This is a genomic window from Pelagibius sp. (assembly GCF_028289705.1).
GTDB lineage: Bacteria > Pseudomonadota > Alphaproteobacteria > Kiloniellales > Kiloniellaceae > Pelagibius.
Genome location: NZ_JANQOI010000168.1, coordinates 14,457 through 33,235, shown reverse-complemented (window position 1 = coordinate 33,235; position 18,779 = coordinate 14,457). Strand labels below are relative to the sequence as shown.

General features: G+C 67.1%; 20 protein-coding genes. 16 read left to right on the top strand and 4 right to left on the bottom strand.

Translation table 11 applies throughout. The features are described 5' to 3' along the window. Window positions 1-150 precede the first annotated feature (150 nt). From Q0996_RS20950 to Q0996_RS20915, 8 genes are all read left to right on the top strand, one after another. Complete coding sequence (locus tag Q0996_RS20950) at window positions 151-774, top strand: thiamine phosphate synthase (RefSeq protein WP_299624423.1); 624 nt, start codon at window positions 151-153, stop codon at window positions 772-774. A gap of 77 nt (window positions 775-851) precedes the next feature. Further along, window positions 852-1,418 (top strand): elongation factor P, encoded by a 567-nt coding sequence (efp, locus tag Q0996_RS20945; protein WP_299624420.1) that lies wholly within the window; start codon window positions 852-854, stop codon window positions 1,416-1,418. A gap of 65 nt (window positions 1,419-1,483) precedes the next feature. Continuing rightward, window positions 1,484-2,299 (top strand): inositol monophosphatase family protein, encoded by an 816-nt coding sequence (locus tag Q0996_RS20940; protein WP_299624418.1) that lies wholly within the window; start codon window positions 1,484-1,486, stop codon window positions 2,297-2,299. 142 nt (window positions 2,300-2,441) lie between these two features. Further along, entirely contained in the window at window positions 2,442-3,911 is a 1,470-nt protein-coding gene (locus Q0996_RS20935; protein ID WP_299624415.1) for an OmpA family protein, read from the top strand. A gap of 303 nt (window positions 3,912-4,214) precedes the next feature. Next, window positions 4,215-5,369, top strand: a complete 1,155-nt coding sequence (locus Q0996_RS20930; RefSeq protein ID WP_299624412.1) for a flagellar motor protein MotA — start codon at window positions 4,215-4,217, stop codon at window positions 5,367-5,369. A 568-nt stretch (window positions 5,370-5,937) separates the two neighbouring features. After that, window positions 5,938-7,659: a peptidoglycan -binding protein gene (locus Q0996_RS20925; RefSeq protein WP_299624409.1), complete on the top strand. Its 1,722-nt coding sequence runs from the start codon at window positions 5,938-5,940 to the stop codon at window positions 7,657-7,659. 115 nt (window positions 7,660-7,774) lie between these two features. Next, window positions 7,775-8,161, top strand: coding sequence for a helix-turn-helix transcriptional regulator (locus tag Q0996_RS20920; protein WP_299624407.1), 387 nt, complete (start codon window positions 7,775-7,777; stop codon window positions 8,159-8,161). Then, complete coding sequence (locus Q0996_RS20915) at window positions 8,154-8,648, top strand: SRPBCC domain-containing protein (RefSeq protein WP_299624405.1); 495 nt, start codon at window positions 8,154-8,156, stop codon at window positions 8,646-8,648. Before Q0996_RS20920 ends, Q0996_RS20915 begins: the two co-directional genes overlap by 8 nt. A gap of 54 nt (window positions 8,649-8,702) precedes the next feature. Here Q0996_RS20915 and Q0996_RS20910 read toward each other — a convergent pair whose 3' ends face one another. Further along, window positions 8,703-9,212: a MarR family winged helix-turn-helix transcriptional regulator gene (locus Q0996_RS20910; RefSeq protein ID WP_299624402.1), complete on the bottom strand. Its 510-nt coding sequence runs from the start codon at window positions 9,210-9,212 to the stop codon at window positions 8,703-8,705. Window positions 9,213-9,383: 171 nt separating this feature from the next. On the opposite strand from Q0996_RS20910, the gene Q0996_RS20905 reads away from it, so the two are divergent. Further along, window positions 9,384-10,379: an alpha/beta fold hydrolase gene (locus Q0996_RS20905; RefSeq protein ID WP_299624399.1), complete on the top strand. Its 996-nt coding sequence runs from the start codon at window positions 9,384-9,386 to the stop codon at window positions 10,377-10,379. Between the two features lie 71 nt (window positions 10,380-10,450). On the opposite strand, the gene Q0996_RS20900 is transcribed toward Q0996_RS20905, so the two are convergent. Continuing rightward, entirely contained in the window at window positions 10,451-11,713 is a 1,263-nt protein-coding gene (locus Q0996_RS20900) for a glyoxalase superfamily protein (protein ID WP_299624396.1), read from the bottom strand. A 288-nt stretch (window positions 11,714-12,001) separates the two neighbouring features. On the opposite strand from Q0996_RS20900, the gene Q0996_RS20895 reads away from it, so the two are divergent. Further along, window positions 12,002-12,385 (top strand): hypothetical protein, encoded by a 384-nt coding sequence (locus Q0996_RS20895; RefSeq protein ID WP_299624394.1) that lies wholly within the window; start codon window positions 12,002-12,004, stop codon window positions 12,383-12,385. Window positions 12,386-12,397: 12 nt separating this feature from the next. Here Q0996_RS20895 and Q0996_RS20890 read toward each other — a convergent pair whose 3' ends face one another. Then, window positions 12,398-14,155, bottom strand: coding sequence for an ABC transporter transmembrane domain-containing protein (locus Q0996_RS20890; protein WP_322096772.1), 1,758 nt, complete (start codon window positions 14,153-14,155; stop codon window positions 12,398-12,400). Between the two features lie 381 nt (window positions 14,156-14,536). Here Q0996_RS20890 and rpmE point away from each other — a divergent pair, with 381 nt between their 5' ends. Beyond that, window positions 14,537-14,761 (top strand): 50S ribosomal protein L31, encoded by a 225-nt coding sequence (gene rpmE / locus Q0996_RS20885; RefSeq protein ID WP_299624389.1) that lies wholly within the window; start codon window positions 14,537-14,539, stop codon window positions 14,759-14,761. Between the two features lie 95 nt (window positions 14,762-14,856). Here rpmE and Q0996_RS20880 read toward each other — a convergent pair whose 3' ends face one another. Beyond that, window positions 14,857-15,279, bottom strand: coding sequence for a DUF1465 family protein (locus Q0996_RS20880; protein WP_299624386.1), 423 nt, complete (start codon window positions 15,277-15,279; stop codon window positions 14,857-14,859). A 310-nt stretch (window positions 15,280-15,589) separates the two neighbouring features. Between Q0996_RS20880 and Q0996_RS20875 the strand changes: the two genes are divergently transcribed. From Q0996_RS20875 to Q0996_RS20855, 5 genes are all read left to right on the top strand, one after another. Then, window positions 15,590-16,090, top strand: a complete 501-nt coding sequence (locus Q0996_RS20875; protein WP_299624383.1) for an Hsp20 family protein — start codon at window positions 15,590-15,592, stop codon at window positions 16,088-16,090. A 190-nt stretch (window positions 16,091-16,280) separates the two neighbouring features. Continuing rightward, on the top strand, window positions 16,281-16,883 hold the full coding sequence (locus tag Q0996_RS20870) for a LemA family protein (protein ID WP_299624380.1): 603 nt from the start codon (window positions 16,281-16,283) through the stop codon (window positions 16,881-16,883). Between the two features lie 9 nt (window positions 16,884-16,892). Then, window positions 16,893-17,675 (top strand): YgcG family protein, encoded by a 783-nt coding sequence (locus Q0996_RS20865; RefSeq protein ID WP_299624377.1) that lies wholly within the window; start codon window positions 16,893-16,895, stop codon window positions 17,673-17,675. 1 nt (window position 17,676) lies between these two features. Further along, complete coding sequence (locus Q0996_RS20860) at window positions 17,677-18,294, top strand: TPM domain-containing protein (protein ID WP_299624374.1); 618 nt, start codon at window positions 17,677-17,679, stop codon at window positions 18,292-18,294. 10 nt (window positions 18,295-18,304) lie between these two features. Beyond that, entirely contained in the window at window positions 18,305-18,733 is a 429-nt protein-coding gene (locus Q0996_RS20855; RefSeq protein WP_299624371.1) for a hypothetical protein, read from the top strand. The last annotated feature ends 46 nt before the right edge of the window (window positions 18,734-18,779 follow it).

Genomic DNA, 18,779 nt, shown 5'->3' with positions numbered 1-18,779 from the left:
GGCTATCACCTGATCACCGGCAAGCTGGAGAGCCTGGACCTGGCCGGGCAGAGCGACCCCGCCGAAGCCTGCCGCCAATGGCTGCAACAGTCATAAACGATCACCTACCCCTCGAACGCCGTGCCTGACCCGCTCCCCCAATTCCTCCTTGTGACTCCGCCGCTGGACGACCCGGCGGCGGCCGGCGACGCACTGGCCGGCGCCCTCGACGGCCTGCTCACCGGGCTCGGCGATCCCCTCGAATACGGGCTCTCGGTGCTGCTGCTGCGCGACGGCGCGCTCGACGACGATGCCCATCTGGAACGGGCCACGCCCCTGCTGGTGCGGGCCCAGGCCGCCGGCGTTGCCGTGCTGTTCGAGAACCGCGTCGGTCTGGTCGAGCCTAGCGGCGGCGACGGGGTGCACCTGTCGCTCGGCGAGAAGCCCGGTGCCGTGAAGGCCCTGCGCCGCCAGCTCGGCGAGGGCGTCATCCTCGGGGCCGCCTGCGGCGCCTCCCGCCACGCCGCCATGCTGGCCGGCGAGGAGGGCGCCGACTACGTCGCCTTCGGCGCCCTGGATGGCTCGGAAGCCACCGATCCGGACCTGGTCGATTGGTGGGCCCGCTCCATGACCCCGCCGCTGGTCGTCTGCGGCGCCGGGGACCCGGCGGCGGTCCGATCCTATGCCGAAGCCGGCGCCGATTTCATCGCCTTGAATGCCGATATGTGGCTGCACGTGGACAACCCCCTCGCCGCCTTCACCGGCCTTGCAAAAGCGGCCGGCCACAACCTCTGAGGGGCGTTGTCACCTTGGGGGCAAGCTGGTAGCTTCCGCGCGCTTTTTCGCGGCACCACTTCTCGGACCCATCAGACATGAAGATCAACGGCAATGCCATCCGTCCCGGCAACGTCATCGAGCACAAGAACCGTCTCTGGCGCGCGGTGAAGATCCAGCACACCCAGCCCGGCAAGGGCGGTGCCTATCTGCAGGTGGAGCTGAAGGACATCCGCGACGGCACCAAGCTGAACGAGCGCTTCCGCGCCAGCGAGGACGTGGAGCGGGTGCGCCTGGACCAGAAGGAGTTCCAGTACCTCTTCGCCGACGACGACATGCTGACCTTCATGGACAACGAGAGCTACGAGCAGATCAGCCTGCACAAGGACATGGTGGGCGAGCCGGTGGTCTTCCTGCAGGACGGCATGACCGTCACCATCGAGTCCTACGAGGGCGAGGCGATCTCCGTCATGCTGCCGGACACGGTGATCATGGAAATCGTCGAGGCCGACGCGGTGGTGAAGGGGCAGACCGCCTCCTCCTCCTACAAGCCGGCGGTGCTGGAGAACGGCTCGCGGGTCATGGTGCCGCCGCACATCGAAAGCGGCACCCGCATCGTCGTCAACACCGCCGACGCCAGCTACGTCGAGCGGGCCAAGGGCTGAGCCAGGCTCCCCGCCCCTCCCTTCTCTCCGCCTCTCGGCCGCCGTCAAGAAAGCCCCCTGCCGCCATGGCCACCCGTTCCGCCCTCATCAACGTCATGGCCAAGGCCGCCGAGAAGGCCGCGCGCGGCCTCAAGCGCGACTTCGGCGAGGTCGAAAATCTCCAGGTCTCCCGCAAGGGGCCGGCGGACTTCGTCTCCGCCGCCGACCTGAAAGCCGAGAAGACCATCCGTGAGGAGCTGTCGCGGGCGCGGCCCGGCTACGGCTTCCTGATGGAGGAGTCCGGCGCGGTGGCGCCGAGCGACGACAGCGGCCGGCGCTGGATCGTCGACCCCCTGGACGGCACCACCAACTTCCTCCACGGCCTGCCGCAGTTCGCCATCTCCATCGCCCTGGAGGAGCGCGGCGAGATCATCGCCGGGCTGATCTACGATCCCATCAAGGACGATCTCTTCCATGCCGAGCGCGGCGGCGGCGCCTTCCACAACGACCGGCGGCTCAGGGTCTCCTCGCGCAACCGCCTGGCCGAGAGCCTGATCGCCACCGGCGCCCCCTACATCGGCCACGGCGACCGCGAGCGATACCTGGGCGAGATCGACGCGGTGATGGAACAGACCGCCGGCATCCGCCGCTGGGGCTCGGCCGCCCTGGACCTGGCCTATGTGGCCGCCGGGCGCTTCGACGCCTTCTGGGAATGGGGCCTCTCGGCCTGGGATATCGCCGCCGGGACGATCCTGGTGCGCGAGGCCGGCGGCTACGTAAGCGAATTGAACGGCAAGACAATCAACCTGGAAAGCGGGTCGATTCTGGCCAGCAACAACAACATCCACAGCGACCTCATGAAGCTCCTGCGCAAACCTTTGGGTAACCAAAGGGCGCGATAATAGGGTCCTCGCAGTCCGTGTCGCCGCGGCGGGCCGGCGCCGTCCGCGCCCGCAATTCGGTTGTCCCGGGCCTGCAGGAGGAATACTGTTAACCAAAAGCGTTCTCTGCGGAGAACCGGGGGAATTCAGGGGCCGAATGACCATGTCCGCCGATCGCGGGTGCTTCACGCGCCATGAAATCCGTGGTGCCGGATCGCTGAAAGCGATCGCGGCGGGACTTCTTGCGGCCTCCGGCGCTCTGACGCTGGCTCTGGCCGGCGACCCGGCGGAGGCCCAGACCCGCTCGAATTCGGGCATCCACATCAATACCGAGGTGCTGGACAGTCTGGGCCCGGGACCGGAGCCCATCGCCCCGCTGCCGCCCAGCCCGCCGCCCTTGAACGCGCCGGTGCCCATCGGGCCGGCGGTACAGTTCCCCGGGCTCGAGCCCAGCACCCCCAACGCCCAGCCCGGCCAGCCGCCGCGCCAGGGCGACGGTATTCTGGTGACCCGCCCGGGAACCCTGTTGTTCCCGCCGCTGCAGGCCCCCTCCAGCAGCCTGACCCCGGGCTTCTCCGTGGAAGCCAACGACCAGCAGCGCAAGAAGGCCTTCGAAAACGCCTTCGCCAACGGGCCGGAGCCGGAGTCCCAGCTTCTGCTGCCGCTGGCCAAGGGGAACCAGCCGCCGGCGGCCGATGACGGCAAGTGGGAGTTCCAGACCGTCATCATCGATTCCCGTCCCCTGCCGATGCCGGCCCCGCGCAAGCCGCAGCCGACGCCGGCGATGCTGGCCGCCCTGGAAGCGCCCGCCGCGCAGATGGCCGCAGCGGAGCCGGCCGAGCAGGAACCGGGCCTGCAGGAGAGCCTCGCCGAGCAGCGGCCTTCCCTGGCCCCGATTCCGGTCGAAACGGCGGAACTCTCGCCACCGCCGGGACTGGCACCCGAATTTGCGGGCAAGACCGCAGACACGCCCGCGCCGTCCCCCAGTGTTGCGTCTGAAGCGGCCCCCGAACCGGCCACCGTTGTGGCCGAGAGCTCGCTGGAGACGATGGCCAGCGAGCCGGCGGAGGCGCCGGCGGATCCGTCGCTGGCCGAGGTGGCGGATGTCGCCCTGCTGTCCGAACGCCCGGACGATTCCCTGCGTGCCGACGCGCCGCCGACGAGCAGCCTGCCCTCGCCCTCACCGGCGGTCAGCGAGGACAGCGCGCCGGTCAGCCTGCTGCCTGAGGAGCGCGCGGCCGCCACCGACGTGCCCGTCGCCGAGACACCGGCCTCCCCCGCCACCCTGCAGCAGACCGCCGCCCTGCTGGACCCGGTGGCGATGGAAGACATTTCCTTCACCTTCGATGCGGACTCGGCCGAATTGACGCCTTCGGCGCGCGCCGCGCTCCGCACCCTGGCCGATGACCTGCGCGGCAGCGATGAAGATCGCATTCAGGTCCTGGGCTTCGCGTCCAGCGAAGAGGGATCGCCCGATCTCGCGCGCCAGTTGGCCCTCTCCCGGGCTCTCAAGGTCCGGACCTTCCTGATCGACGCCGGGATCCCCTCGGCGCGAATCCAGGTGCGCCCGCCCAGCGCCCTCTCCGGCAGCGGCCCCGCAAATCGGGTCGACATCAAGCCCATTGGCAGCTAACCCTTAGGGTCTGTCGACATGCATTTCGCCGGATCCCTTCGGGACGGGGCTGATACTTCCTAGGACCGCGCCGCGGATGCCTTGTGGGAATTCACCCCACGGTGCCGCCCGCTCCTAACCCTCAATGGATTGACCAGGGCGAATATCGGCTCCTGCCACGACGGCGAAATGAGTGCGACAGGCCCTGGTGCGTGATATGTAGTGCCGAGTCCCGGCGCGGCAGCGATTCGCGGCGACGGCACGGATTCATTGGGAGACCCGCTCTAGGGGGGAACGAGCGGGTGCAAGGGTAAGACCGCTCGGATGTCCTTCCTGCAGACCTATCTCCTGCGCATGGTGCTCTTCCTGGCTGCCGTCATCATTGCCGGCGCCTTCATCGCACCGCAATTGCAGGACGCCTTTCTGGCCAACTGGCTGCTCAACGGGCTGATCATGCTGATCCTGCTGTTCGGGATCGGCCTCAGCTTCGTGCAGGTGCTCGGCCTCAGGGGCGAGATCCACTGGCTGGAAACCCTACGGCGCGAAAGCCGCGGCGGGCTGATCTTTCCCGGCACCCTGTCCCAGGAATCGCCGCCCCGGCTGCTGGGGCCCATGGTCACCATGATCGGCGATCGGGCCGGCCGGCTGAGCCTTTCCACCATGTCGATGCGCACCCTTCTGGATACCATCCAGACCCGCATCGACGAGTCCCACGAGATCTCCCGCTATTTCATCGGCCTGCTGATCTTCCTCGGCCTGCTGGGCACCTTCTGGGGCCTGCTGGACACGGTGAATGCGGTGGGCGAGACCATCGGCGGCCTCTCTGGCGGCAGCAGCGACCCGGTGGCCCTCTTCGAGGATCTGAAGGGCGGCCTGGAAGCGCCGCTCTCCGGCATGGGCACGGCCTTCAGCTCCTCGCTCTTCGGCCTCGCCGGCTCCCTGGTTCTGGGCTTCCTCGAACTGAACTCGGCCCAGGCCCACAACCGCTTCGTCAACGAGCTGGAAGAGTGGCTCTCCAGCATCACCAAGCTGAGCAGCGCCGGCGTCACCGGCGAAGGCGATCAGCCGGTCTCCGCCTACGTCCACGCGCTGCTTGAAAAGACCGCCGACAGTATGGAACAGCTCCAGCGCACCGTGGCCCGCGGGGAGGAAGACCGCGTCGCCATCAACCAGAATCTGGCGGCGCTGACCGAGCGGCTAAGCAACCTCACCGACCACATGCGCACCGAACAGTCGGTGATGCTGTCCATCGCCGAGACCCAGGCCAGCCTCAAGCCCCTGCTGGCGAAAATCGCCGAAGCCAGCGGCGAGGAAGCCGGTCTCGACAAGGCGACCAAGGGCCATATCCGCAACCTCGACCTGCGGCTCGAACGCATGGCCGCGGAGATGGCCGGCGGACGCGAACAGGCGGTGGAAGAGTTGCGCAGCGAGATCCGCCTCTTGACCCGCACCCTGGCCGCCATGGCCGAGGAAGGCTAGGGCCCACTCTCAGGATTAGGTGCATCATGAGATCGACTTTTCGGCCGCACCTGACAGAAGCCGCGCGCAGCACGATGTGGTGCATCGGGCAAGCGGGGCCACGCCGCGGGTGCGGAGCGAAAAGCGACCCCGCGGGCGGTCCACTACTGTCCGGTTTAGGTCAGCATCGGGGAAAACAGGCTGCCATCGGGTGTGTAGCTCACCCCCCTCCCAACCTCCCCCCGTCAAGGGGGGAGGAGAGTTTTCCCAGCCGCTCCAATAACTTCCCCCTCCCCCTTCGACGGGGGAGGGTTGGGGTGGGGGTGACAACCTTTCAGCCAAAAGCCGTCCACCACTCCGGGCTCGCTTTCCTGTCCTACAACCAACTGCCCGGCTCCAACACCTTGCAATGCGACCCTCTTCGCAAACGGAAGAAAGCTAAACCGGACAGCAGTGCGGGCGGTCGGGAACGCCCCGTGGACGTCGTCGCACCGGCTGGCCGATGGCCCACATCGCCTGCACCGGTGCTCCTAGCCACGGGGCGTTCCCGACCGTCTCATGGCGCACCCAATCCAGATAGCGGGTCCTAATGTACGCCCTCGGCCGCGGCGGGTCGCGCCGGTCCATCAACATCTGGCCGGGCTTTGTCGACGGCCTCGCCACCCTGCTGCTGGTGGTCATCTTCGTCCTCATGGTCTTCATGGTGGCGCAGTTCTTCCTGTCGGTCGCCCTGACCGGCAAGGACGAGGCGCTGCTGCGCCTGGAAAGCGAGATCGCCGAGCTGGCCGACCTGCTGGCGCTGGAGCGCAGCGCTAACGAGGAACTGCGGGTGAACGTGGCGCAGCTTTCCTCCGAGCTGCAGTCGTCCCTCGCCTCGCGGGAGTCTCTGGCCAGCCAGCTCGCCGCCCTCAGCGAACAGCAGGAGTCGCTCTCCAGCCAGGTCTCCTCCCTGGCCGACGAGCGCGACAGCCTGACCAACCAGCTCGCCGCCCTGCTCAGCGAACGCGACAGCCTGTCGGAGCAGCTCTCGAGCCTGACCATCGAACGCGACGAGCTGGCCCGCCTGCTGGCCAGCGAGCAGGACGAGACCGGGCGGCTGACGGCCTTGCTGGGCGAGAGCGAGCAGGCCCAGGCCCAGTTGCGCAGCGACCTCAGCGAGCGCGAGACGGCCCTCGCGGCGGTCCAGGCCCTGCTGGAGGAAAACCGCGAAACCCTCGCGGCCCGTGCCGAGGAATTGGAACGCAGCCGCCAGGACCTTGCCCAAAGCCAGGAGGATCTGGAGCAAAGCCAGCAGGCTTTGGCCGCCAGCGAGGAGGAACTGGCGGCGAGCCGGGAGGCCCAGAGCCTCACCCAGGAAGAGCTGGAAACGATCCGCCAGGCGCTGGCCGCCCGCAACGCGGAGCTGGATGCCGAACGCGCCCGGCTGGAGGCGGCGCTGGCGCGCATGAGCACCGACCAGAAGAAGCTGGAGGAGGCCCTGGCGCTGATCGCCGCCGGCAAGGCGGATCTGGAGGACGCCTATGCCACCATCGAGGCGGACAAGGCGAAGATCGAAACCCAGCTGGCCGAGATCGCCATCCTCAAGTCCCTGCGCGACGACCTGGCCGAGCAGTTGAAGGCAGCCGAGGCCGCGGGACGGGAACAGGGCGAGGCCCTGGCGGAGCAGCAGCAGCTTTCCGAAGAGGCGCAGATCCAGATCTCCCTCCTGAACCAGCAACTGGCGGCGCTGCGCCAGCAACTCACCACCCTTTCCGAGGCCCTCGATCTGGCGGAGGCGGAGAACGAGGCTCAGCAGGTGCAGATCGCCGATCTCGGCAAGCGCCTCAACGTCGCCCTGGCCAGCAAGGTGCAGGAGCTGGCGCGCTACCGCTCCGAGTTCTTCGGCCGGCTGCGCGAAGCCATCGGCAACCGCCAGGACATCCGCATCGTCGGCGACCGCTTCGTCTTCCAGTCTGAGATCCTCTTCGGCAGCGGCTCGGCCACCATCGGCGAGGAGGGCCAGGTCCAGTTGGGCCGGCTGGCCGAGACCCTGCGGGAAATCTCGGGAACCATCCCCGCGGAGCTGGACTGGGTGCTGCGCGTCGACGGCCACACCGACCGCGCGCCCATCGCCACCTTCCAGTTCCCCTCCAACTGGGAACTCTCCTCGGCGCGCGCTATCTCGGTGGTGAAGTTCCTTATCGAGCGGGGCATCCCGGCGAACCGGCTGGCCGCCACCGGCTTCGGCGAGTTTCAGCCGCTGGATGCCGGCGACGACGAGATCGCCTTCCGCCGCAACCGCCGCATCGAGTTCAAGCTCACCCAGCGCTGAGCCCCCTTCCCCCATCAGACTGACACAAGGACTGCCGCTTTCGCCCTGTACGGCGAGCCCCGAACTGGAGCGCCGACGGTTGACGCCGCATGATTCTTTATATAACCATATGGTTATGGATGGAGTTGACCGTGGGGCGGACCCAGAGACCCTGGACGCGGTCTTCGCCGCGCTTGCTGACCCGACGCGGCGGGCGATCCTGTCGCGGCTGGCCGCCAGCGCGGCCTCGGTGAACGAACTCACCGAGCCCTTTGCGATGAGCCAGCCGGCGGTCTCCAAGCACCTGAAGGTGTTGGAGCGGGCGGGGCTGATCGAGCGGGACGTCGACCGGCAACGCAGGCCGGCGCGGCTGAAGGCAGAGGCGATGGCAGCCGCGGTCGGCTGGCTCGAAGCGTTCAGGCAGTTCTGGTCAGAAAGCTTCGACCAGCTCGACGGCCTGCTGGAAGAGCTAAAGAAGACCGAGACGCAGGGATCCGATCACGGGGGAAACGGACATGAGTGACTTGCCGACCTATGTGCTGGAGCGGGTGTTCGATGCCCCGCGCGCACTGGTTTGGAAAGCCTGGACTGAGCCGCAGCTTCTGGCGCGCTGGTATGGCCCGCGGGTGGAGACGCTTGTCCACCGCTTCGACCTGCAGCCCGGCGGGCTGTGGCTCAACGAGATGCGGTGGGACGGCAAGTCCAACTATCAGCGGGTCGAATTCACGGAGGTCAGCCCGCCGGAGCGGCTGGTCTGGCTGCACTCGGTATCCGACGCGGACTGGAACGTCATCTCCAACCCCATGATGGCTGACTGGCCAAGGGTGCTGCTGACGACCGTGACCTTCGAGGAAGCGGACGGGAAAACCAGCTTGCGTCTGACTTGGGTGCCCCATGAGGCAAGTGAGGCCGAGATCGCCTGCTTCGCCGCCGCGATGGCCGGCATGGACAAGGGCTGGGGTGCCGGGATGGAACTGCTCGCCGAATTGCTGGCCGAACTGCAGGCCTGAGCGGTTGGTTGCCGGGGATCTCGCGGCTCAGACCGGCGCCAATCCCCCACTCTGCTAAGCCACGGGCACCAGAATCGGACAGTCTTTGCAGGCCCCGCTGTCGCAGAGACGGCAGATGCGCAGCTTGTGCGTGTCATCCCGCGAGACCGTGGTCAGAAGCTTGCCGAGAAGCGTTGCCAGCGTCTTCTGCTCCTGTGCGCTCAGACGTGAAACGAGAGGCGCGAGGACGGCCGAGCGCTCTTCGAGAATGTCTCGTCTGACCTCTTTTCCGGCGGCGGTCAGGTAGAGCGCGACGCTCCGCCTGTCGTGCGCGGCAGTGCGGCGCTCCACAAGCCCGTCGGCCACCAGGCGGTCGATGAGGCGGACTGTCCCGGTATGGGTCAGATCGAGGAGCCGGCTGAGGGCATCGTTGGACAGTCCGGGCTGATGGCCAAGGGCATTCAGCGCGGCCGATGCCTCGCCGGCGCGGCCGGAGCGCGTTTCGACCGCCCGCCGCAGTTCGTCGTGAAGGCCAAGCGCCGTCGCGCCCAGGAGGTTGGCAGTGCGCAGGGTTTCTCTGGTCATCGACAAAATATGTGACTCACACACTTGAATGGCAAGTGGCTTGCCTTATATGTGAGTCACTCACATACCTGGGAGAGACCTGACAATGCTGTGCCAAATCATCGCCGCCGGCAGCCTGCTGTCGGCATCCCTCACCGCCGTCCGCCGGCCGGCTTCTGCGGAGTCGGAGCCATGAGCGCCCTGGCAAGGCCGGCAAAAGCGCCCTCGGCCACGCAAGACGGAGACCGAGGCAGCAGCGACCTGCGCCCTGCCGTCGAGGCGGGCGAGACCTTTGCAGGCACCTGGCCGTTCCGCGCCCGCTACAGCGATGCCGCCGGGTTTCCCATGCACTACGTCGACGAGGGCGAAGGCGCCGACACCCTGCTGCTGCTGCATGGCGAGCCGACCTGGGGCTACCTCTTCCGCCACCAGATTCCACTCTGGGCGCAGAATGCGCGGGTGATTGCCATCGACCACATGGGCTTCGGAAAGAGCGCTGCCCCTGAGAACAGGACCTACTGGCTACAGGACCACATCGACAACCTGGAACGCTTCGTGCTGTCCAACGACCTCCGCGAGCTGACGCTCGTCATGCACGACTTCGGCGGACCCGTCGGGATGGGGCTTGCAATCCGCCAGCCCGAGCGGATCAAGAGGGTCGTGTCGGTCAACGGGCCCACGCCCCTCGGCCAAGCGGACCTCCTCGACCGGCTGACAGCCAACGCCGCCGCAGCGCCCTGGTTTCAATGGATCCTGAAGGCCGAGGCTGACGGCACCCTCGAAGAGGTGCTGGGCCATCTCGACTACAACATCCTGTCGACTCTCAAGCTGAACGGCTTCGAGCGCAACGAGATCATCACCGAGAACTGGCTGGCAGCCTTTGGCGCGCCCTTTCCAACGCCCCGGCACGCGCTGGGGGCGATTGGCTGGGCCAAGGGCTTTGCCAGGGGTGACCATCGCTTCGAAGAGCCGGATGCCGCAACGGCGCTGGCGCTGGCGAGGAAACCGGCGCTGGCCTTATGGGGCGAAGCCGACCGAACCCTCCATGCCGCCCAATTCCTGCCGCTGTTCCAGCAGGCCTTTCCCGGCGGCGAGGTGCACCGCATTGCCGGCGCCGGACACTACAGTCCCGAAGACGCGCCCGCCGAAGTCGGCCGGCGGGTCGCGCGCTTCCTCGCCTCGGTCTGACGCGGCGATACCCCGGACGTCTCGCACGGACCATCGTCCACACCTCTATTGCCGGCCTCCGGTAAAGCGGTTCAGGGGTCCTCGTTCAAGGGCACGTCGTCGGAGGGGCCGCCGGCCTCGCTGCCGATGCGCAGGCGGTGGCCGTCCAGATCCTCCACGTTCATCTCCCGGATGCCCCAGGGAAAACTGGTCGGCGGCTGGCGGATGATGGCGCCCTTCTCGCTGTAGTCCTCAAAGAGCGCGTCCACATCGTGGATGAAGACCGAGATCCACATGCCGGGCGCGCCCTGCCCGTCCTGGCAAAGGAAGATCCTCACCCCGTCGCGCTGGACGCAGGCATAGTTGGCCGGCGTGCCCCACTCCCACTCCTTCCGGAAGCCCAGCTTTTCGACGTAGTAGGCGATGGAGGCGGGAACGTCTTTCACGTTGAGAATCGGCACGGCGGACTCGAAGCGGTTGGGACTCTGTTCCATAGGATCGGCTCCTGCGGCAATCAGTTGGTCGGCGATCGTCTTGTCGGTCTTGGATGAGGCGCAGTGGAGCGGCGTATATCCACGGCTGTCCTTGGCGGACGGATCGGCGCCAAGCTTCAGCAGCAGGCCGACCATCTCGGCACGGTTCTTCAGCACCGCAAAATGCAGTGCCGTGGCGTGGTTCTCGAAGCGGCTCATTTGATGAAAGAGCAGGCGTGGGTCGGCCTCGACGAGGCGGCGGACCAGATCCGGGCGGTCCAGCGCGACGGCGGCGAAGATCGTCGGCTCGGCACCGCGGTCTATCAGAAACGCCGCGACGTCGTGGCGCACCTGACGGAAGCAGGTGGCCCAACCGATCACCCCCATCTCATGGGCATCGCCCTCCCCTTCGATGTCGGCGCCGGCGGCGACCAGGCGTTCGACGACATCGAGGTGGCCTTCCTGGGCGGCCCAGTGCAGGGCCGATGCCCGGTCGAGCTGGTCGCGCCGGTTCACATCGCAGCCAAGCCGAAGCAGCAGGTCGACGCAGGCCAGGTGCCCGCGCTCCGCGGCGAGATGCAGCAGCGGCCTTCGCCAAGCATGTCCGGCAATGGCGATCTTCGCCGGGTGCGCGGCGAGCAGGCGCGCCAGTTCACTGGCGTTTCCTTCGATCGTGGAGACGATGATCTGGCCGTCCAGGCTCAAGCCGTCGACATGGGCCTTGAGCGCGCGCCAGCTCTTGAAGCCGTACTCCTTGGCGATGTCGCGCTGGGCCTGATGCAGCCTGGCGGAGGACTCGCGTCTTCGAAGCTGCGCGAGATGCTGTTTGGCGGTTTTCTTCAACCAGCCGAGATCGGGCCGGGGCGGAAGTGCTTTGGTCATGAGACACCTTCTCTCTCTGCGCCCGGCGTCCGCGGTTCACGGGCAGAAAGAAGATGTGGTGCATTCGCTATGGGAGGTGGGTTCAACCCTTCACGCGGACCGTCGGCCACCTGCTCGGCCAGACCGGCATTATGGATCGCCGGGCAGCCCTGTCAACCGGAGCGCCTGGCGGTCGGCTGGACGCCCGTCGCGCAACATGCGAGGCTCATCATCAAGAGCTGTAGAGCTTGAGGGCAAATGGCCGTAGACAGGCCGTTGCCGGCCTGAAAGATATTTGGGAGACGTCACATGTCAGGAAAGACAGTCATGCTGGCCTTCGCGCTTGCCGCCGGGCTGCTGGTCCCCTCAACGGCCGCCCGGGCCGCCGACGGCAAGGTCACGGTCCTGCACGGCTTTGCCGTGTCCGCCGCGCCGGTGGTCAGCCGCAACGAAGGCGGCAGCGGCGTGGTGGTGCACCGCGGGCCTGCGCGCCTAGTGCCACGAAAAGCCGCGGCCGAGCAGCCGACGGCGACCATCAACCGAAACGCCGTCAACATCGACCGCCTGGAGCCGGTGGGCAACTGGTTCCTGGACCGCTCCCACGGGCGGCTGGTGGTGGTCCATTGCTATGCGCGGCAGTCGGTCAACGTCGGCGGCAACCGCCGCATCCGCTGCACCTCGCGGGAGTTCTAGAAACGCCTCGCCTCAGGCCGCCGAAATGTCCAACGCCGCGGCCTCGCCGAACTGCAGGGCGGCCAACCGCGCGTAGAGCCCGCCGGCGGCCACCAGGTCCTCGTGGCTGCCGCTTTCCACGAGATGGCCCTGGTCGATGACCAGAATACGGTCGGCCTTCAGCACCGTGGCCAGGCGGTGGGCGATCACCAGGGTGGTGCGCTCGGCCATCAGGTGCTCCAGGGCCTGCTGCACCGCCCGCTCGCTTTCCGCGTCCAGCGCGCTGGTCGCCTCGTCGAGCAGCAGCAGCGGCGGGTCCTTGAGGATCGCGCGGGCGATGGCCAGGCGCTGGCGCTGGCCGCCGGACAGGCGCACCCCCTTTTCCCCCAGGTAGGTATCGAAGCCCTGAGGCAGCTGCTCGAGGAACTCCAGCGCCCCCGCCGCCTCCGCGGCCTGGCGCACCTCATCGTCGCTGGCCTCCGGGCGGCCGTAGCGGATGTTCTCCCAGGCATCGGCGGAGAAGACCACCGGCTCCTGCGGCACCAGGCCGATGCGGGCGCGAAAGTCCGCCGGGTCGGTGTCTTGCAGAGGCACGCCGTCCAGGCGGATGGTCCCGCTTTGGGGGTCGTAGAACCGCAGCAGCAGTTGGAAGACCGTCGTCTTGCCGGCGCCGGAGGGTCCGACGACGGCGACCTTCTCCCCCGGCTGTACCGTAAAGCTCAGGCTCTGCAGGGCCGAACGGTCGGGACGGGAGGGATAGTTGAAGACCACGTTGTCGAACCGCACGGCCCCGCGCGCCGGCTCCGGCAAGGGGCGCGGCACGGCCGGGGCGGCGATCTCCGGTTCGGCGGCGAGCAGATCCAGCAGGCGCTCGGTCGCACCGGCCGCGCGCTGCAGGTCGCCGATCACCTCGCTCACCGCGCCGGCGGCGCCAGCCACCACGATGGCGTAGAACACGAAGGCGGAGAGCTCGCCGGCGCTGATGCGCCCGCTCAGCACGTCGTGGCCGCCGATCCAGAGGATGATGCTGACGGCGCCGAACACCAGAACGATCACCACGGCGGTCAGCATGGCGCGGGCGGCGATGCGCAGCCGGGCGGTGGAGAAGGCTTCTTCGACCCGGGACGCGAAACGTCGCCGGTCTTCGCCCTCATGGACGAAGGCCTGCACCGTGCGGATGGCATCCAGGGTCTCCCCGGCATAGACGCCGAGGTCGGCGATGCGGTCCTGGCTGTCGCGGCTGAGCCGCCGCACCTTGCGCCCATAGGTCAGGATCGGCAGCAGCACCAGCGGCACCACCAGGAACACCAGGGCGGTCAGCTTGGCCGAGGTGATGATCAGCAGCACCGAGCCGCCGAGCAGCAGCAGCGTGTTGCGGATGGCGATGGAGAACGAGGAGCCGACGACGGTCTGCAGCAGCGTAGTGTCGGTGGTCAGGCGCGACAGCACCTCGCCCGTACGGGTCACCTCGTAGTAGGCGGGGGAAAGGGTGAGGATATGGTCGAAGACGCGCTTGCGGATATCCGCCACGACCCGCTCGCCGATCCAGGAAACCAGGTAGAAACGGGCATAGCTGGCGACCGCCAGCAAGATCACCACGCCGAAGAGCACCAAGACCGCCTGGTTGAGCAGCATCGCGTTGCCGGCCGCGAAGCCCTCGTCCACCAGCCGGCGCAGGCCCATGCCCAGGCCCAGTACGGTGCCGGCGGCAATCAGAAGCGCGGTCATGGCGCCCAGGATCTGCAGCCGGTAGGGCCAGACGAAGGGCCAGAGCCGCACCAGCAGCTTCATGCTGCCGCGGTCCGGCGTCCCGTCGCGCAGATCGGCGGACCGAGGGCCCTTCGTCGGGAGGTCAGGCACGGAAGCGGACATGCGCATGCGGGGCATTCTTCCAAGAAGCAGCCAGGGCTGACGGGCCTGGGTGCCGGCCGGGTTCCTAGACAATAGAGGGGCGCCCGACCACTGGGGGACGGCGCCCGGCCCATTCCAGCAAGCCGGCCCTTCTGCCGCAAGCTCCATCGTCGCGGACTGGACGGCGGCAGGGGCCGGGATTTCGAGAGAATCAGCGGTTCTACCGGGTTCAGGAGGCAGCGCCGAGGGCCGGATCATGCGGCCTTGCCTCGCAGCCCGCTCTCGGGTATACAGCGCGGCGCCTTTTCAAGGATCAAAGCCATGAAGAAAGACATCCACCCGGACTACCACGAGATCACCGTGGTCATGACCGACGGCACCGAATTCACCACGCGCTCCACCTACGGCGCGTCGGGCGACACCATGCGCCTGGACATCGACCCCAAGACCCACCCCGCCTGGACCGGCGAGCATCGCCTGGTGGACAGCGGCGGCCAGGTGGCCAAGTTCAACAAGCGCTTCGGCGGTTTCGGCCTGAAGTCGTAGCCCGAGGCCCCTCCGGGGGCCGGTGCGGACAAGACGAAGGGCGGCCTCTTGGCCGCCCTTTTGCTTTGCCGGGAGCGGCGGACGGGATCTGAAGACTACTCCTCGAGGGCGGGCCGCGCGGAATGCCCCTGCATGGCATCGAGCCGGGCGACACGCTCGTAGAGCCTGTGGGAGCGCTCCAGCAGGTCCAGCAGGCGGGGCTGCAGGGTTGCCCCTTCAACGGCCGGCTGGGTCTCCTCGCAGACCTCCTTGCCGGACAGCCGGTATTCCGGCGCGGCGGCTTCCTCGCGGGTCATCTCGCCGGCGTGGATCGCTTTCTGAACCATCAGCCAGGCCATGATCTGGGTCAGCCGCGAGGTGAGGCGCATGGTCTCGCAACTCGCCGCCATGCGGTCCGTCGGCGACAGCTTGTCGCGCTCTGCCGGTTCGCTGTGGGTCAGGTAGTCCCTGGCCTCCCGCGTCAGCGACAGGGCCTCCTCGAAGGTGGAATCAAAAAAGGCGACGGTGTGATCGCTCAAGTCGGCTCTCTTGCGGCTGTTGCCTGTTCCTTGCGGGCGCTGCGCGCGGCAGCAATGCTCCGGATTCTGCCCTCCAGGATAGCGCCTTCTCGCTTAATAATCCCTTGGGGCCAAGGCTATTCGGTCCTAGGAAATTTTACCTAATTCGGGGACTCCAGGAGGCTTGAATCGGCTCTGAGGAGGCCCAATATCTCTTGGGCCGCCGGGGATGCCGATGCCTGGGTCCCCAAGAATTGCGGCGATTGACGAGGGTCCGACCATCAGGTGGGCCCGTTGACCAACCATGTTGCTCATGAAGGAGAATATGGACATGCGCAGCCTTGATCTTTCCCCCTTGTTCCGTGCAACCGTCGGTTTCGACCGCCTTGCCTCCGCGCTTGACGCCGCCAGCCGGCTCGACGACAGCGCCTACAGCTATCCGCCCTACAACATCGAGAAGACCGGTGACGACAGCTACCGGATCGTCATGGCGGTGGCCGGTTTCGGGGAGGATGAGCTCGACGTCACGGTCAAGGAAAACAGCCTGACCATCACCGGCAAGAAAGCCCCTGCCGAGAACGGAGCGGAGAACGGCGCCCAGAACCGCGCCCAGAACGGCGCTGCCAAGTATCTGCACCGCGGCATCGCCACCCGCGCCTTCGAGCGCCGCTTCGACCTGGCCGACCACATCAAGGTGACCGGCGCCAGGCTGGAGAACGGCCTGCTCTCCGTCGAGCTGGTGCGGGAGATCCCGGAGGCCAAGCGGCCCCGCTCGATCAAGATCGGCACCGTCGGCGGCAGTGCCAAGGTGATCGAGAACGAAGCGGCCTAACCGGCCCTTCCCCACACCTCCAAGAGTGATCATCGGCCGGCCGGGCGCACATGCGCCCGCCCGGTTTTCTTATGTCGACCCCCTGTCCCTCAAAGCCGGGCAGAAATCGCAATCAGGACACACGGCGCAGTAGAACTTGGAACGGGCTGATGATAGGTTTTCGCGCAACGAACACACTGGGAAATTGACCATGCTTGCAGTCCGCCGACTGGCGCCGCGCCTTCTGATCTGCAGTCTCTTTGCCTCGCTTCTCGCCGCCTGCGGCGTGAACGACATTCCAACCTATGACGAGGCCGTCAAGGCAGGTTGGGCGCAGGTCGACAACCAGTACAAGCGCCGGGCCGACCTCATTCCGAACCTCGTGGAGGTGGTCAAAGGTTTCGCCGCCCAGGAGCAGGAAACCCTGACCGCCGTCGTCGAGGCCCGGGCCAAGGCGACCCAGATGCAGATTCCCAGCGACATCCTCTCCAACCCCGATGCCTTTCGCCAGTTCGAGGCCAACCAGGGTGCCATCACCCAGGCGCTGTCGCGCCTGCTCCTGGTGGTGGAGCGCTATCCCGACCTGAAGTCGAACCAGAACTTCCTCAGCCTGCAAGCCCAGCTCGAGGGGACCGAGAACCGGATCGCCGTGGCGCGGCGCGACTACATCCAGGCGGTGCAGACCTACAACACCGAACTGCGCACCTTTCCGGGCCGCATCTGGGCGGTGTTGCTCTACTCCGACATGACGCTGCGCGAGACGTTCAGCCAGCCGGAGTCCCTGGCCGCACCGCCGCAAGTGAACTTCAACTAGGGCTCCGGCGTGCGCTTCCGTTTCTCCTGCCGGACCGCGGCTCTGCTGCTGGTCGCGACCCTTTGGGTTGCGCTCGCGGTTCCGGTGGCGGCGCTCGACTTCCCACCGCTGAGCGGCCGCGTGGTGGACGCAGCGGTGGTGCTGGGCGCAGCCGAGGAAAGACGCCTCACGGAAAAGCTCGCAGGCCACGAAAGCGAGACCTCCAACCAGGTGGTCGTGGTGACTCTGCCGTCCCTTCAAGGCACCACGATCGAAGACTTCGGCTACCAGCTCGGCCGGCATTGGGGGATCGGCCAGGAGGGCCGCGACAATGGCGTGCTGCTGATCGTCGCGCCCAGCGAGCGCAAGGTGCGCATCGAAGTGGGCTACGGCCTGGAGGGCGACCTGCCCGATGCCATCGCCAAGACCATCATCGAACAGGAGATCCTGCCCGCCTTTCGCAGCGGCGACCTGCCCGGCGGCATCGCCGCCGGGGTCGATGCAATTCTCGCCGCCATCGCAGGCACCTATGAACCCCTGCCCGAAAAGGCTACGAACGACGAATTCGTCAAGAACCTGGTAATTCTGGGGTTCTTCCTCGCGCTGGTCGGCCTCAGCTATTGCTTCGGGCTGTTCGACGAGCGGACCTGGTCGGGGCCGGTCCAGGGACGTCACCGCCGCCGCGGCCGCCGATCACTCTGGACCGGCACCGGCAGCAGTGGCGGCTTCGGTGGCGGCGGCTTCGGCGGCGGGGGTGGTTTCAGCGGTGGCGGCGGCGGCTTCGGTGGCGGCGGATCATCCGGGAGCTGGTGATATGACCTTCTTGAACGATACCGAAAAGGAGCGTCTGCGCGCCCGGATCGAAGAAGCGGAAAAGCAGACCAGCGGCGAGCTGGTCACCGTCATTGCCGGGCAAAGCGATCCCTATGCCTACATCCCCCTGCTGTGGGCCAGCGTCGTAGCGCTTTCGGTCCTGCCGCTGGCCGGTCTCGCCAACCTGCAGCTCGACCTCTCCGTGATTTCGATCCTTCAGCTCGCGACCTTCCTGCTGCTCGCCTTCGCCTTTCGCTGGCCACCGCTGAAGATGAGGCTCATCCCCAAATCCGTGAAGCTGAGGCGCGCCGCACGCAGCGCGCGCGAGCAGTTCCTGGAGCAGGGCCTGCATCACACCGAGAACCGAAGCGGCGTGCTGATCTTCGTCTCCGTCGCCGAGCGCTATGTGGAGATCCTCGCCGACAAGGGAATCAACGACCGCGTGGATCAGGCCCAATGGGATGCCATCGTCGCCGACTTCGTTCAGGCGGTGAAAGCAGGAGAGATTGCGCAGGGGTTTGAAAAGGCGGTTGCCGCCTGTGGCGCCCTGCTGGCGGAACACTTCCCGGCAAAACCCGGCGACAAGAACGAGCTGCCCGATCACCTGATCGAACTCTAGGGTGGCCGGCTTGCCGCTTTTGGTCCGCCTGGTGGCAGCAGCCTTCATCCTGCTCGCCACACAGACACTCGCTCAGCCGGCAATAGCCGAGGCGGAGGTCGTTCGTACCGCAGCCACCGGGACCTACCAGCCGCAAGCCGAAGAGGGGGGACTGGGCAAGAAGACCCAGCAGTACCTGATCATCCTGGGCTTCCTCGCCATCTACCTGGGGCTTAACCACCTCTTTGAACGCCTTGGACTCGGCGGTCCTTACTTCAGGCGCTGGCCTGATCGCAAAGGCCGCATCAAAGCCTCGAAAGATGTCGGCGGCCGTTTTGGAATGGGTCACAGTCCTTTGGCGGACCTTCTTCGAGGCTTCGGCGGCCGCGGGTCGGGCGGCGGTGGCTTCAAAGGCGGTGGCGGGGGTTTCGGTGGCGGCGGTGCATCAGGGAGCTGGTGACGGCGCCGGCCGGAGGAACGGGCCTGAACCGTCTCGACCCGGATCG